The organism is Mycobacterium sp. Root265 (assembly GCF_001428895.1).
GTDB lineage: Bacteria > Actinomycetota > Actinomycetes > Mycobacteriales > Mycobacteriaceae > Mycobacterium.
This window is the reverse complement of sequence record NZ_LMJA01000013.1, coordinates 50,974-65,025: the sequence shown is the minus strand read 5'-3', so window position 1 is coordinate 65,025 and position 14,052 is coordinate 50,974. Positions and strand designations below refer to the sequence as shown.

The window sequence follows — 14,052 nt, the reverse complement described above, 5'->3', positions numbered from 1 at the left end:
CAAGAGTACGGGAATACACATATCGATACCGTGGTATAGATAGTTTGTACTACACAAACTATCAGTAAGGGGTCAGTTATGTCGCACCTGCTCCATATCGACTCGTCGGTCCAGGGGGACCGTTCGGTCAGCCGTCGTCTCACCGCCCGCGCCGTCGATCGCTGGCGGGCCGCCCATCCGGGCGGGACGGTGACCTACCGCGATCTGGCGGCACATCCGCTGCCACACCTGGACCCCAGCCGTTCGGCGCCGATCAGCGCCGAACTCGTCGACGAGATCAAGGCCGCCGACGCGGTCCTGCTGGGACTGCCGCTCTACAACTACGGGCCGCCGAGCACTGTCAAGGCGTGGGTCGATCATGTCCTCGTGGACGGCCTGTCCGTCGACTTCGCCACCGGTCAAGGACTGCTGGCGGGCACCGAGCTGGTGGCCATCGAGACCCGCGGCGGCGGCTATGGCCCCGGCGCGCCGCGTGAAGGCTGGGACCACGCCCAGGGCTGGCTCGCGCACGCGCTGTCCATGACCGGATTGGAATCTCGCTTCATCGTCGTGGAATTCACCCTGGCCGACACCAATCCGGCGATGGCCGAGCTCAAGGGGCTGGCGGCGCAGAGTCTCGCCGACGGCCAGGCGCAGATCGACCTGCTGTGGGAGGCCCGGGAGGTCGCCGTCTAGGGCCGCTTGTGTGAGGACTTTGCAAGAAAACCGGGCCATGTCGCGCAAAGGTTTCCCGTCGGCGGCGCCTCATCGCCCATGATGAGGCGATGACCACAGCGACACCGATCTCTACGCCGGCGCAGACCCGGCGGGCCATCTGGAACACCATCAGGGGGTCGTCGGGCAACCTGGTCGAGTGGTACGACGTCTACATCTACACGGTGTTCGCGTCGTACTTCGAGGGGCAGTTCTTCGATGAATCGGAGAAGAACTCGACGATCTACGTGTACGCGATCTTCGCCGTCACGTTCCTGATGCGTCCGGTCGGCTCCTGGTTCTTCGGCCGCTACGCCGACCGGCGTGGCCGGCGCGCCGCGCTGACGTTCAGTGTCTCTTTGATGGCGGCCTGCTCGATGGTGATCGCACTGGTGCCCTCGCAGGCCACCATCGGCATCGCCGCGCCGGTCATCCTGATCCTTGCCCGACTGGTCCAGGGATTCGCCACCGGCGGTGAGTACGGCACCTCGGCCACCTACATGTCCGAGGCGGCGACCCGCGAGCGTCGCGGCTTCTTCTCGTCGTTCCAGTACGTGACGCTGGTGGGCGGGCACGTGCTGGCCCAGTTCACCCTGCTCGTCCTGGACACCGTGCTCACCGACGAGCAGCTGCGCGAATTCGGCTGGCGCATCGGCTTTGCCATCGGCGGTGTGGCCGCCGTCGTGGTGTTCTGGTTGCGCCGCTCGATGGACGAGTCGCTGTCCGAGGATCAGCTGGCCGCCATCCGGTCCGGCGAGGACACCGGCGCCGGCTCGATCCGCGAGTTGGCCACCCGGTACTGGAGGCCGCTGCTGCTGTGCTTCCTGATCACCCTCGGTGGCACCGTGGCGTTCTACACCTACAGCGTCAACGCCCCGGCGATGGTCAAGGCCACCTACAAGGACCAGGCGATGACCGCGACATGGATCAACCTGATCGGGCTCATCTTCCTGATGCTGTTGCAGCCCATCGGTGGCATCATCAGCGACCGGATCGGCCGCAAACCGCTGCTGGTCTTCTTCGGCATCGGCGGTGTCCTCTACACCTACGTACTGATCACCTATCTGCCGCAGACGCAGTCGCCGATCATGTCACTGCTGCTGGTGGGTGTCGGCTACATCATCCTGACCGGCTACACCTCGATCAACGCCCTGGTGAAGTCGGAGCTGTTCCCGGCGCGTGTGCGCGCACTGGGTGTGGGAGTCGGCTACGCGCTGGCGAATTCGATGTTCGGTGGCACCGCGCCGCTGATCTACCAGGCACTCAAGGCGCGCGATCAGGTGCCGTTGTTCATCGGCTACGTCACGGTGTGTATCGCGATATCGCTGGTGGTGTACCTGTTCTTCCTGAAGAACAAGTCCGACACCTACCTCGATCGCGAGCGGGGCTCGGCGTTCCTGCGGTGACGCTGAGGCCGGGCAGCCCAATCTAAGGCAGATCGGCTCCGAGGTCTACCGGAGTTCAGCCTGGTGCAGCTTCGGCCGCCCAGGCTCAATCACGGTAGGCGGACAGGCTCCTGTGCCGCCGCGCCAGGTAGGTGGGCCGCTACTTCATCTGGAAGTTGGGCGGCCGCTTCTCGGCGAACGCCCGCGGACCTTCCTTGGCGTCATCGCTGAGGAACACCGGGATGCCGTTGGCGGTATCGGGCTTGAAGGCGTCGAGCTCGTGCATGCCCTCGGTGTCGCGGATGGTCTTGAGGATCGCCTGCACGGCCAGCGGGCCGTTGTTGTTGATGATCTCGGCGATCTCCAGGGCCTTCTCCAGCGCCGTGCCATCGGGCACCACGTGACCGATCAGCCCGTACTCCAGGGCCTGGGCCGCGGTGATGTGGCGGCCGGTCAGCAGCATGTCGCAGGCGATGGTGTACGGAATCTGGCGAACCAGGCGCACCGCCGAGCCGCCCATCGGGTACAGGCTCCACTTGGCCTCGGAGATGCCGAACTTGGCGCTCTCGCCGGCGACCCGGATATCGGTGCCCTGCAGGATCTCGGTGCCGCCCGCGATCGCCGGCCCCTCGACCGCCGCAATGAGCGGCTTGGTGAGACGACGCCCCTTCAGCAGACCGTCGATTCGTGACGGGTCGTAGCTGCCGTCCTTGAACGAATCGCCCGGTGGTTTCTTGGTGGCGCCCTTGAGGTCCATGCCCGCGCAGAAGTAGCCGCCTGCGCCGGTCAGGATGCAGGTCCGGATGTCCGGATCGCTGTCCACGCGGTCCCAGGCCTCGACCATTATCGAGAGCATCTCGGTGGAAAGCGCATTGCGCGCCTCCGGCCGGTTCAGCGTCACGATCAGCGTGTGTCCGCGCTGCTCGATGAGGGCATCGGGTGTGCCGTCGGCCTCGCTCACGGGTGTCCGCCTTCCTGCTCGATGACAACTCGGACTTGTCACACTGCGCTACTTGAACAAAAATGTAACACGTTCTAGTTTAGGGGCATGGCCCTGAACATCGCCGATCTTGCCGAGCACTCAATCGACGCCGTCCCGGACCGCGTCGCCCTCATATGTGGTGACGAACAACTGACCTACGCCCAGCTCGAGGACAAGGCCAATCGTCTGGCCCACTACCTCCAGGACCAGGGTGTCAAGAAGGACGACAAGGTCGGTCTGTACTGCCGCAACCGGATCGAGATCGTGATCGGGATGCTCGGCATCGTCAAGGCCGGCGCGATCCTGGTCAACGTCAACTTCCGTTATGTCGAGGGCGAGCTGAAATACCTCTTCGACAACTCCGACATGGTCGCGCTGATCCACGAGCGCCGCTACGCCGACCGGGTCGCCAACGTGCTGCCCGAGACGCCGAACGTGAAGACCGTCCTGGTCGTCGAGGACGGATCCGACGACGACTACCAGCGGTACGGCGGCGTCGAGTTCGAGGCCGCCCTCGCCCAGGGCTCGCCGGAGCGCGATTTCGGCCCGCGCAGCGCCGACGACATCTACCTGCTCTACACCGGCGGCACCACCGGTTTCCCCAAGGGTGTGATGTGGCGCCACGAGGACATCTACCGGGTGTTGTTCGGCGGCACCGACTTCGCCACCGGGGAGCCCATCGCCGACGAATACGACCTGTCCAAGCAGGCCGCTGCCAACGCGCCGATGATCCGGCTGCCCATCCCCCCGATGATCCACGGCGCCACCCAGTCGGCCACCTGGATGGCCCTGTTCTCCGGTCAGACCGTGGTGCTGACACCGGAATTCGACGCCGATCAGGTGTGGCGTCTGATCCACGACCACAAGGTCAATCTGCTCTTCTTCACCGGCGACGCGATGGCGCGCCCGCTGCTCGACGCCCTGCTGGCACACCAGGACGAGGGCACCCCAGGATCAGAACCTTATGACCTGTCCTCGCTCTTCCTGTTGGCCAGCACCGCGGCGCTGTTCTCCACCAGCCTCAAGGAGAAGTTCCTCGAGCTGCTGCCCAACCGGGTCATCACCGACTCGATCGGTTCCTCGGAAACCGGATTCGGTGGCACGAGCATCGTGGCAAAGGGCCAGTCGCACACCGGCGGTCCGCGGGTCACCATCGACAAGAACACCAAGGTGCTCGACGAGGACGGTAACGAGGTCGTACCCGGTTCGGGTGTGCGCGGCATCATCGCCAAATGCGGTCACATCCCGGTCGGCTACTTCAAGGACGAGAAGAAGACCGCCGAGACGTTCCGGACGTACAACGGTGTGCGGTATGCGATTCCGGGTGATTACGCAGAGGTCGAAGCCGACGGCAGCGTGACGATGCTGGGCCGCGGCTCGGTGTCGATCAACAGCGGCGGCGAGAAGATCTACCCCGAAGAGGTCGAGGCGGCGCTCAAGGGACATCCCGATGTGTTCGATGCACTCGTCGTCGGCGTGCCCGACGAACGCTTCGGCCAGCACGTCGCCGCCGTGGTGCAGCCTCGCGAGGGGACCCGTCCGACGCTGGCCGATCTGGACGCGCACGTCCGTACCGAGATCGCGGGATACAAGGTGCCGCGCAGCCTTTGGCTGGTCGACGAGGTGAAGCGCTCGCCCGCGGGCAAGCCGGATTACCGCTGGGCCAAGGACACCACCGAGGAACGACCCGCCGACGATATCCACGCCAAGCACGCAGGAGCCGCATCATGAGAACTGAACTGTGTGAACGGTTCGGGATCGAATACCCGATCTTCGTCTTCACCCCGTCGGAGAAGGTGGCCGCCGCGGTCAGCAAGGCCGGCGGGCTCGGCGTGCTGGGCTGCGTGCGGTTCAACGATGCCGACGACCTGGAGAACGTCCTGCAGTGGATGGACGCCAACACCGACGGCAAGCCCTACGGCGTCGACATCGTGATGCCCGCCAAGATCCCCACCGAAGGCACCAGCGTCGACATCAACAAGCTGATCCCGGAGACGCACCGCGATTTCGTGGCCAAGACGCTCGCCGATCTCGGGGTGCCCCCGCTGCCCGAGGACGAGGAGAAGTCCGAGGGCGTGCTGGGCTGGCTGCACTCGGTGGCCCGCAGCCACGTCGATGTGGCACTCAAGCATCCGATCAAGCTGATCGCCAATGCACTCGGCTCGCCGCCCAAGGATGTCATCGACCAGGCCCACGCCGCCGGTGTGCCGGTGGCCGCGCTGGCCGGCAGCGCCAAACACGCACTGCGCCATGCCGAGAACGGTGTCGACATCGTCGTCGCCCAGGGCCATGAGGCCGGTGGGCACACCGGTGAGATCGGATCGGTGGTCCTGTGGCCCGAGATCGTCGACGCACTCGACGGTAAGGCCCCGGTGCTCGCAGCCGGCGGTATCGGGACCGGACGCCAGGTCGCCGCGGCGCTGGCCCTCGGTGCGCAAGGCGTCTGGATGGGCTCGGCCTTCCTGACCTCTGCCGAGTACGACCTCGGTGTGCGGCAGGCCTCCGGGGTGTCGACCATCCAGCAGGCCATGCTCGACGCCACCTCCAGTGACACCGTGCGCCGCAAGATCTACACCGGCAAGCCGGCCCGGCTGCTCAAGAGTCGCTGGACCGACGCGTGGGATGCCGAGAACGCACCCGACCCGCTGCCCATGCCGCTGCAGAACATCCTCGTCAGCGAGGCCCATCAGCGGATGAACGAGTCCTCGGATCCGACCGCCGTCGCGATGCCGGTCGGTCAGATCGTGGGCCGGATGAACGAGATCCGCCCCGTCGCCGACATCATCGGCGAACTGGTCAGCGGTTTCGAGGAAGCCACCAAGCGTCTCGACGGCATCGCCGGAAGTTAGACGCCGGTGGCCCCGTCCAGGGCCTCCCGGATCAGGTCGGCGTGCCCGCAGTGGCGGGCGTACTCACCGATCATGTGCGTGTAGATCCAGCGCAGCGTGACCGCACCACCCATGAACGGGCTGGTGTCGTCGAGCTGCCGGTCGGCGCAGGCGGTTCGCGACCGGTCGACCTCGTCCTGCCATGTGCGGTAGACACTTTCGAAGGACACGTCGGCCGGTGCGAACCCGCCGTCGTGACCCTCGACCGATCGGGGCCCGTACAGGGCGGGCACATCGTCGCCGAGCAGCACCCGGCGGAACCAGTTCCGCTCGACCTCGGTCTCGTGCTGCAGCAGACCCTGCAGCGTGAGCGTCGACGGCGGCACCGGCGCGGTGCGCAGTTGCGCGTCGGTCAGGCCGGCGCACTTGCCCGCGAGGGTGGCCCGGTAGAAATCTAGCCAGCTCGCAAGGTTTGTGCGTTCGTCCCCGTCGAGCGGCGGCATCGGCCGCTCGGTGCTCACCGCCCGGGCAGCTTCTGCACCAGCTGGATCATCGGGGTCAGCGCCTTCTGCCACAGCGTCTGTGGGATCCCCAGCGGCGCATCGAGATTGATCACCCGCGCGGTGGACACCGTCTGCGATTCGGTGTATTTCAGGATGCCGTCCGCGCCGTGCCTACGGCCGATACCGGAGGCCTTCATGCCGCCCATCGGGGCGGCGGTGCTGCCGAACGCCAGGGCGTAACCCTCGTCGACGTTGACGGTGCCGGCCTGCAGCCGCGCGGCGATCGCCTCGCCCTCGGCCTTGCTGGCCGCCCACACGCTGGCGTTGAGTCCGTACTCGGTGTCGTTGGCCCGCTCGATGGCCTCCTCGACGTCGGCCACCGGGTAGATCGACACCAGCGGACCGAAGGTTTCGTTGCGCCCGCACTCCATCTCATCGGTGACATCGGTGAGCACCGTCGGCTCGTAGAACAGCGGCCCGAGGTCGGGCCGGGCGTTGCCACCGGCAACCACCTTGGCGCCCTTGACCTTCGCATCGTCGACATGATTGGTCATGGTCTTGACTTGGTCCTCGGACATCAGGCTGCCCATGTCGGCGGTGAAGTCATAGGCAGTGGAGAGCCGCATGTTGCGCACCCGCTCCCCGAACTTGGCGGTGAATTCGTCGGCGATCTCGCGCTCGACGTAGATGCGTTCGATGGAGATGCACAGCTGCCCGGCATTGGAGAAGCAGGCCCGGGTCGCGGCCTTGGCGGCCACATCGAGATTGGCGCCCTTGGTGACGATCATCGGGTTCTTGCCGCCCAGTTCGGCGGAGAACCCGATCAGCCGGCGCCCGCACTGCTCGGCCAGGGCGCGGCCGGTGGCCGTCGATCCGGTGAACATCAGGTAGTCGCAGTGCTCCACGATGGCGGTGCCGACCACCGATCCCGGCCCTGGCACCACCGCGAACACCTCGGGTGGAATGCCTGCGGCATAGAGCAATTCGGCGTTGGCCAGGGTGCAGTAGGGGGTCTGGCTGTCGGGTTTGACGACCACCGCGTTGCCGGCAAGCAGTGCCGGGATGGAATCCGAGATGGACAGCGCCATCGGGTAGTTCCACGGCGCGATGACACCGATGACGCCCTTGGGCCAGTGATTCACCACGGTCTTGACCAGGCCGGGCAACAGGCCCTGAACCCGCTTCGGGGACAACAGCCGGTTCGCCTCACGCGCGTAGTACCGGGCGTTGAGCATCATGTCGAGAATCTCTTCTTGCGCGGCCGCCCGTGCCTTGCCGGTCTCGGCCTGCGCCACATCCATCAGGAAGTCGCGGTGCTCGATCACCAGGCTGCGGAATCGTTCGATGATGGCGGCGCGCTCGCGGGCCGGGCGGGCGGCCCAGGCGACCTGTGCCGCGCGGGCCTTCGCGAAGGCGGCAGCGACATCCTCGGTGGTGCCGACCGGGATGGTGGTCAGTTCCCTGCCGGTGAACACCTCATAGATCTGGCGGGACGGTCGGGTGTCGATGTCCTCGATGGCGCACAACGCCCGGAGGCGGGCGAAGTCGGCGGCGGACGGAGCGGGCATGGCAACTCTCCTACTGGTGAGTAACTTGCTGGTGTCGCCCAACATACCTGGTACCGGCGGTTCCGACCAAGGCCGATGCGGTTGAATCTGGGGCATGACCGGACGGCCACGGGACGCCTCGATCGACGAGCGCGTGCTGGCCGTGACACGGGAACTGCTGGTCGAGGTCGGTTGGGACGAACTGAGCGTGCGGTTGGTGGCCACCCGCGCCGGGGTCGGGCGTTCCAGTCTGAACCGGCGCTGGTCCTCCAAGGCAGAACTGGTCCTGCACGCCATCCTCGGCGAGACCCCCGACATGTCCCCGTTCACCGGCACGGACCTCACGGGGTGGATCGACTGGGTGGTGCGCGGCAGTCACCTGTTGTTCGGCCGCCCCGACGTCAAGGAGGCGGTTCCCGGACTGCTGCTGGCGCTGCGGGAGAACGACGAGATGCGCACGGCGCTGTGGGCCGGGTTCAGCGGACCGGCGATCGAGCTGTTCGCCGCGCAGGGGTACGGCGCCGAAGTGGATGCCCGGGCGGCACTGGCCATGGCGGCGGGCGCGGCGTTGTTCGTCACCACCGTCGCCGCCGACGACGATGCGCCGATGCTGCAGGACCGGCTGGTGCAGCTGCTGTGCACCGCACTGGGCGCATCACCGCCCGAATGACGCGATGATCGCCCGCCGTGGTGACCGCCAGCCGGTCAGGCCCAGCTCGGTGAGCGTGCGCGCATCATCGGTCGGGGTCGCCGCGGTCAGCAGCAGCGCCGCCTCGTGGCTGAGGCCGTCCCCGAGCGGCACCACCCGGCCGAACGCATCGGCTACCCATCCGATGCCCCGAAAGACCCTCGGCGACAGCGGTACTCGCCGGATGGGGTGGCCAGATCCCTGCTCCAGCGCGTCGACCATCGCGTCGAACGTCAGCATCAGGCCGCCGCACACGTACCGCCTGGGCCCGCACCCGGCGTGCATCAGCGTGGCGTGCACGTCGGCGACATCGCGGACGTCGACCATCTGCATGCCGCCCGGCATGCGCGGCGCGACACCGGCGCGCACCATCGGGCCCCAGCCGCGTTCGGTCACCCCGGCGGCGGTCCAGAAGGCCGGACCCACGACGCTGGACGGGTAGGTGACGACCACCGGCGCACCCCGCTCCTGCAGCCGCCGCGCGGCCCGGTCGGCGTACGCCTTGGTCTGGGCGTACGGGCTGCGTCCCGGCGCCGGGGGAGTGTCGGCCGTGATCACGCCATCCGGCGGCGGGAAGAGCGCGCTGTAACTGCTCACCGAGACGATCGGATCCAAGCCCGCCTCGGCGGCCCGGGTGAGCACCGCTTCGGTCGCATGGGCGTTGATCTCCCACATCAGTGCCTCGCGGCGGCGGTCGGTGCCGACCACCCCGGCGGCGTGGATGACGGCATCGCAACCGTTCAGCAGGCGGGTGACGGTGTCGGCCGAGCGGATGTCGCCGTCGAGGACGTCCGCCTCGCCGAGCGCGGCGAGCCGGGGGATCACCGCGTCGCCGGCGCAGCCCGGCGCGACCAGCAGCCGGATCTGGTGCCCGGCCTCCAGCAGTGCGCGCACGGTGTGAGCGCCCAGATAGCCGGTGCCCCCGGTGACCGCGATGCGCATGCGAACCTCCTGCTATATTTCGATGCCAATGGTATCGAAAGCATTCACGCCGGGGACGCTGGGCCCCCTGACGCTGAAAAACAGGTTCATCAAGGCGGCCACGTTCGAGGGCGTGATGGGCGGAGGGCGGGTCGGTGACGCGCTGATCGACTTCCACGCCGAGGTCGCGCGCGGTGGCGCGGCGATGACCACCGTCGCCTATCTGGCGATCTCACCAGGCGGTCGGGTGCACCGCGACACCGTCGTGCTCGGCGCGGATGCCGTGCCCGGACTGCGGCGCCTGACCGAGGTGGTGCACGCCGAAGGTGCCCTGGCATGTGCCCAGATCGGGCACGCCGGACTGGTCGCCAACACGCTGTCCAACCGCACCCCGTCGCTGGCGCCGAGCAGCCGGTTCAGCGCTCCGGCGATGGGCCGGGTCAGGGCGGCCACCACCACTCAGCTCGCCGCCGTGGTGGACGGGTTCGGTGCCGCGGCCCGCCATGCGGTCGAGGCCGGGTTCGATGCCATCGAGATCCACATGGGCCACGGCTATCTCATCAGTTCGTTCTTCAGCCCGAACCTCAATCGCCGCAGCGACGAATTCGGCGGTGACACCACCCGGCGTGCCGAGCTGGCCCGTCGGGTGGCCGAGCGGGTTCGCGCCACGGTGGGTGAATCCGTCGCCGTGACAGCCAAATTCAACATGGACGATGGTGTGCCCGGCGGCTTCTGGCTCACCGACAGCCTCGCGACGGCACACCTCCTGCAGTCCGACGGGCATCTCGACGCGCTGCAACTCACCGGGGGCAGTTCACTACTCAACCCGATGTACTACTTTCGCGGTCCGGTCCCGATGGCGGAGTTCATCGCCTCGCAGCCGGCGCCGGTCGGACTGGGGTTGCGCGTCATCGGCAGAAGGCTCTTTCGTGAATACCCCTTCGAGGAGGCGTTCTTCCTGCCGACAGCCCGCCAGTTCCGCGAGACGCTGGAGATGCCGCTGATCCTGCTGGGCGGTATCAACGAGCTGGACACCGTGCACGGCGCACTGGACGAGGGTTTCGAATTCGTGGCGATGGCCCGTGCGTTGCTGCGGGATCCTGCTCTGGTCAACCGGTTCCGCGACGAGACGGCGACGGCGGGATTGTGCGTGCACTGCATGAAATGCATGCCGACGGTGTACAGCGGCACCCGCTGTGTCATCCGTACACCGGCCTGATGCCCGGACGAGCGATGCCGGCGACCGCGGTGAAGCTGCGGTGCGCCGGCATCGTCGATCACGCCGAGAGGATCAAGGCGTGATGGTGGTCTCCGAATCGATGGCATCGGTTGCCGAGCTGACGATATCGGCCTGGTCCTCGGTGCCGTCCGCATTGAGCTGCAGCACGTAGAGGCCGTCGGCGCCCGGGATGACGACCGTCTTCTGCGCCACGATCTTGGTCTGTCCGTCCGACACCCAGGTGCCACCGAGCTGGAAGGCCGGGTACTCGCCCAGGGTACTCACCGCGCCCTCGTTCCAGCCCTCGTACTCCGGCAGGTTCTGCAGCTCGCCGCCGGCCAGGTCGATGATCCGCTGCGGGTCGACGTTGCCGGTCAGCTTGGACACCAGGGCGACGATGCTGGGGGTGTACTCGGCAGCCTCGGGACCGGTGTAGATGATTGCGCCGTAAGCCCATTCGGGGGTGTCCGCGCCGGCGTCCTCCCAGCCTTCGGGGAACGGCAGGTCGATGGTCGGCGAGCCCGGGTCGCCACGCTTGACCGGCGTCTCCTGGATACCGTTGGCCTCGATGTAGCTGGCGATCGTCTCATTGGGACCCGTGGCGCCGGTGACCTCGTCGCGCGGTGCCACCTTGGGCTTCGTTGTCTTCGGCGCGGATTCGCTCGCCGACGCCTTCGAGGATTCCGCGGAGGCACTGGTCTTGGCGGACCCCTCGGTGGTCTTGGTGTCCGAGCCGCAGCCGGACAGGATCAAGCCCAATGTGGTGGCTATTGCCGCAACACCGGCAATTGCAGATGTCTTCATCATGAACCCCTTGTTGTGAAAGTCTTATTCATGGCAAACACTTGCCATGCTCATTCCGTTCGGAAGCGTAGCTCAGATATCGCTGCTACATGCTAGGTAGAAGTACTCAAAAAGTGCGCCCGGATAAGTCTCGACCGTGACAGCAAATTCTCTTACGATGTTCTGCCCGGGCCGAGCGTGTAGTCACCGGACTCGGGGTGCCGGTACCAGCCGCCGGCGGCGTGCGTCCCGCCGTCGACATGAATGGTCTGGCCGGTCACGTAACTGGACAGATCTGAGGCCAGGAACACCGCCGCGCCGGCCATTTCGTCGACGTGACCACCGCGGCCCATCGGGACCATCCGCCCCGCGTCCTGTAGGCGTTGCGGGCCCGACATCGCCGCCAGCCCCTCGGTAAGGGTGAAATCCGGTGCCAGACCGTTGACCCGGATGCCGTGCTCGGCGAGTTCGAGTGCGGCGGTCCTGGTGTAGTTGATGACACCGGCCTTCGCCGCGGCATACGCCGCGTAACCGGGTGCGGCGCGGACACCTTCGATCGATGTCACGTTGATGATGCTGCCGCCGTGCGCGGCCTCGACCATCACCCGGGCCACCCGCTGTGTACACAGGAAGACCTGCCGGAGGTTGGCGCGGTACAAGGCATCCCAGCCGTTCTCGGAGGTGTCCAGCAGGGGTGAGCCGAAGGTTCCGCCGGCATTGTTGACCAGGATGTGCGGAGGGCCGAGGTGCTCGACGGTGCGGGTCAGCGCCGCATCCACGGCCGCGGACTCCCGGACATCGGTCACCAGCGCGAGCCCGCCGATCTCGGTCGCCGCCGCGACGCAGGTGGCCTCGTCGCGTTCCCAGATCGCCACGCGGGCGCCGAAAGCGACCAGACCGGCAGCGATGCCACGGCCAATGCCGGCCCCGCCGCCGGTGACGACCGCGACCCGTCCCTGCAGGGATACTGCGGACGGGTCGAGGGCCATCAGCGGACTTTAACCGGGTACACCGGATCGGCGCAGTCTGTTCCCTGCGCGGACAGCACCCGCTTGAGCACCTTGAAGGTCGCGGTGCGGGGCAGCGCGGTGGCGACCCGGACGAACGACGGCCACTGCTTCGGCCCGAGATCCGGCTGCTCGTCCAGGAACGCGCGGAACGCCTCCACGTCGAAGGTGGCAGCGTTGGCGAGGACCACCGCGGCCATCACCCGGTCGCCGACGGCCGGGTCCGGGATCGGGTACACGGCCGCTTCGGCGATATCGATATGGCGCAACAGGATCCGCTCGATGGGTGCGGTGCCCAGGTTCTCGCCGTCCACCCGCATCCAATCGCCGAGCCGTCCGGCGAAGTAGATGTAGCCGGCTTCGTCGCGGTAGGCGAGGTCGCCGGTGTGATAGACACCGCCGGCCATCCGGTCGGACTCGGCGTCGGGGGAGTTGTAGTAGCCGCGGAACCAGCCCGCGCCGGTCGGGTTGACCAGCTCGCCGACCACACCTGGTTCGCACGGCTGCCCGGTCTCGACATCGACGATCGCCACCTCGTCGGTCAGCGGTCCCAGCGAGCCGTCCGGGGTGTCGGGGGTGCGGGCGATCGCCACACCGCCTTCGGTGGAGCCGAACCCGTCGACCACCCGCACGCCGAAACGGGCGGCGAACCGGGGCAGGTCACGCGGCGCACCCTCGTTGCCGTACAGGAATTTCAGCGGATTGTCGGCGTCGTCGGGACGCTCGGGGGTGGCCAGGATGTAGGACAGCGGTTTGCCGACGTAGTTGGCGTAGGTGGCGCGGTAGCGGCGAGCGTCGGGGATGAACTGTGACGCGGAGAATTTGCGGCGCAGCGCAATCGAGGCGCCTGCGGCGACCCCCACCGACCAGCCGGCCATGATCGCGTTGGAGTGGAACAGCGGCATGGACAGATAGCAGGTGTCCTCGGGACCCAGCCCGAACCGCTCGGCCAACATCGCTCCGGGGAAGGCGACCTTGTCATGGGTCACCCGCACGGCCTTGGGTTCACCGCTGGTGCCGGAGGTGAAGATCAGCATGAACAGGTCATTGCCGGACAGGTCGGCGAACGTCACCGGAGCGCCGGCGTAGGAGGCGAGTTCGGCTTTCCACGAGGCGGATCCGACGTCGATGTGATCGACTCCGGGCGGCACCACGCTCGGGTCGTCGGTGAGGACCAACTGGCAATCGGCCCTGGCGATATCGGAGGTCAGGGCCGCGCCGCGACGGGTCGGGTTCAGCCCCACCGGGACCAGGCCCTGCAGCCCGGCCGCCACCAACAGCGTGGAGAAGAACGTGGTGTTGCCGAGCAGCGCGCCGATGTGCGGGGGCCGGGACGGATCCAGCCGCGCGCCGAGAGCCGCGGCCAGCTGCGCGCCGGACGCGATGTGCTCCTGCCAGCTGCTGAACGAATCTCCCTCGTACACACCACGGTCGGTGACATCGACAAGTGGCCTCAGCAGTTCGGTGACGGTGGGTCCGCCGTGTTCTGCCACCGG

At 67.3% G+C, this 14,052-nt stretch carries 13 protein-coding genes; 6 read left to right on the top strand and 7 right to left on the bottom strand.

The window, feature by feature from the left end:
* Positions 1–78 precede the first annotated feature (78 nt).
* Together ASE48_RS14630 and ASE48_RS14625 are read left to right on the top strand one after the other, a co-directional pair.
* Positions 79–675, top strand: a complete 597-nt coding sequence (locus tag ASE48_RS14630; RefSeq protein WP_057167833.1) for an FMN-dependent NADH-azoreductase — start codon at positions 79–81, stop codon at positions 673–675.
* Between the two features lie 89 nt (positions 676–764).
* A complete protein-coding gene (locus tag ASE48_RS14625; RefSeq protein WP_057167832.1) occupies positions 765–2,099 on the top strand; it encodes an MFS transporter in 1,335 nt (444 codons plus the stop codon).
* Between the two features lie 139 nt (positions 2,100–2,238).
* On the opposite strand, the gene ASE48_RS14620 is transcribed toward ASE48_RS14625, so the two are convergent.
* Entirely contained in the window at positions 2,239–3,039 is an 801-nt protein-coding gene (locus ASE48_RS14620; RefSeq protein WP_057167831.1) for a crotonase/enoyl-CoA hydratase family protein, read from the bottom strand.
* Positions 3,040–3,126: 87 nt separating this feature from the next.
* On the opposite strand from ASE48_RS14620, the gene ASE48_RS14615 reads away from it, so the two are divergent.
* Both ASE48_RS14615 and ASE48_RS14610 read left to right on the top strand, forming a co-directional pair.
* Positions 3,127–4,791, top strand: a complete 1,665-nt coding sequence (locus ASE48_RS14615) for an acyl-CoA synthetase (RefSeq protein ID WP_057167830.1) — start codon at positions 3,127–3,129, stop codon at positions 4,789–4,791.
* The gene (locus ASE48_RS14610; RefSeq protein WP_057167829.1) at positions 4,788–5,909 is read left to right on the top strand and encodes an NAD(P)H-dependent flavin oxidoreductase; all 1,122 of its coding nucleotides are present in this window, start codon (positions 4,788–4,790) and stop codon (positions 5,907–5,909) included. Before ASE48_RS14615 ends, ASE48_RS14610 begins: the two co-directional genes overlap by 4 nt.
* Here the strand turns inward: ASE48_RS14610 and ASE48_RS14605 are convergent.
* Both ASE48_RS14605 and ASE48_RS14600 read right to left on the bottom strand, forming a co-directional pair.
* Positions 5,906–6,391 (bottom strand): DinB family protein, encoded by a 486-nt coding sequence (locus tag ASE48_RS14605; RefSeq protein WP_057167861.1) that lies wholly within the window; start codon positions 6,389–6,391, stop codon positions 5,906–5,908. The genes ASE48_RS14610 and ASE48_RS14605 overlap by 4 nt on opposite strands.
* Positions 6,392–6,405: 14 nt before the next feature.
* A complete protein-coding gene (locus ASE48_RS14600) occupies positions 6,406–8,004 on the bottom strand; it encodes a succinic semialdehyde dehydrogenase (RefSeq protein ID WP_268766304.1) in 1,599 nt (532 codons plus the stop codon).
* Between the two features lie 49 nt (positions 8,005–8,053).
* Between ASE48_RS14600 and ASE48_RS14595 the strand changes: the two genes are divergently transcribed.
* Positions 8,054–8,608, top strand: a complete 555-nt coding sequence (locus ASE48_RS14595; protein WP_057167827.1) for a helix-turn-helix domain-containing protein — start codon at positions 8,054–8,056, stop codon at positions 8,606–8,608.
* On the opposite strand, the gene ASE48_RS14590 is transcribed toward ASE48_RS14595, so the two are convergent.
* Positions 8,594–9,568 (bottom strand): NAD-dependent epimerase/dehydratase family protein, encoded by a 975-nt coding sequence (locus tag ASE48_RS14590; protein ID WP_057167826.1) that lies wholly within the window; start codon positions 9,566–9,568, stop codon positions 8,594–8,596. The two genes, ASE48_RS14595 and ASE48_RS14590, sit on opposite strands and share 15 nt — an antisense overlap.
* A gap of 28 nt (positions 9,569–9,596) precedes the next feature.
* On the opposite strand from ASE48_RS14590, the gene ASE48_RS14585 reads away from it, so the two are divergent.
* Positions 9,597–10,766 (top strand): NADH:flavin oxidoreductase, encoded by a 1,170-nt coding sequence (locus ASE48_RS14585; protein ID WP_057167825.1) that lies wholly within the window; start codon positions 9,597–9,599, stop codon positions 10,764–10,766.
* Positions 10,767–10,838: 72 nt separating this feature from the next.
* Here ASE48_RS14585 and ASE48_RS14580 read toward each other — a convergent pair whose 3' ends face one another.
* The 3 genes from ASE48_RS14580 to fadD17 all read right to left on the bottom strand — a co-directional run bounded on the left by ASE48_RS14580 (position 10,839) and on the right by fadD17 (position 14,049).
* The gene (locus tag ASE48_RS14580; RefSeq protein WP_057167860.1) at positions 10,839–11,570 is read right to left on the bottom strand and encodes an LpqN/LpqT family lipoprotein; all 732 of its coding nucleotides are present in this window, start codon (positions 11,568–11,570) and stop codon (positions 10,839–10,841) included.
* 152 nt (positions 11,571–11,722) lie between these two features.
* A complete protein-coding gene (locus ASE48_RS14575; protein WP_057167824.1) occupies positions 11,723–12,538 on the bottom strand; it encodes an SDR family NAD(P)-dependent oxidoreductase in 816 nt (271 codons plus the stop codon).
* Positions 12,538–14,049, bottom strand: a complete 1,512-nt coding sequence (gene fadD17 / locus ASE48_RS14570) for a long-chain-fatty-acid--CoA ligase FadD17 (protein ID WP_057167823.1) — start codon at positions 14,047–14,049, stop codon at positions 12,538–12,540. Before fadD17 ends, ASE48_RS14575 begins: the two co-directional genes overlap by 1 nt.
* Positions 14,050–14,052 lie beyond the last annotated feature (3 nt).

What these genes read in the sequence shown, in the direction of transcription:
- ASE48_RS14575 (WP_057167824.1), bottom strand. Translation starts at nt 12,538, where the DNA reads ATGGCCCTCGACCCGTCCGCAGTATCCCTGCAGGGACGGGTCGCGGTC.
- ASE48_RS14615 (WP_057167830.1), top strand. Translation starts at nt 3,127, where the DNA reads ATGGCCCTGAACATCGCCGATCTTGCCGAGCACTCAATCGACGCCGTC.
- ASE48_RS14595 (WP_057167827.1), top strand. Translation starts at nt 8,054, where the DNA reads ATGACCGGACGGCCACGGGACGCCTCGATCGACGAGCGCGTGCTGGCC.
- ASE48_RS14610 (WP_057167829.1), top strand. Translation starts at nt 4,788, where the DNA reads ATGAGAACTGAACTGTGTGAACGGTTCGGGATCGAATACCCGATCTTC.
- ASE48_RS14630 (WP_057167833.1), top strand. Translation starts at nt 79, where the DNA reads ATGTCGCACCTGCTCCATATCGACTCGTCGGTCCAGGGGGACCGTTCG.
- ASE48_RS14605 (WP_057167861.1), bottom strand. Translation starts at nt 6,391, where the DNA reads ATGCCGCCGCTCGACGGGGACGAACGCACAAACCTTGCGAGCTGGCTA.
- ASE48_RS14590 (WP_057167826.1), bottom strand. Translation starts at nt 9,568, where the DNA reads ATGCGCATCGCGGTCACCGGGGGCACCGGCTATCTGGGCGCTCACACC.
- ASE48_RS14580 (WP_057167860.1), bottom strand. Translation starts at nt 11,570, where the DNA reads ATGAAGACATCTGCAATTGCCGGTGTTGCGGCAATAGCCACCACATTG.
- ASE48_RS14625 (WP_057167832.1), top strand. Translation starts at nt 765, where the DNA reads ATGACCACAGCGACACCGATCTCTACGCCGGCGCAGACCCGGCGGGCC.
- ASE48_RS14600 (WP_268766304.1), bottom strand. Translation starts at nt 8,004, where the DNA reads ATGTTGGGCGACACCAGCAAGTTACTCACCAGTAGGAGAGTTGCCATG.
- ASE48_RS14585 (WP_057167825.1), top strand. Translation starts at nt 9,597, where the DNA reads ATGGTATCGAAAGCATTCACGCCGGGGACGCTGGGCCCCCTGACGCTG.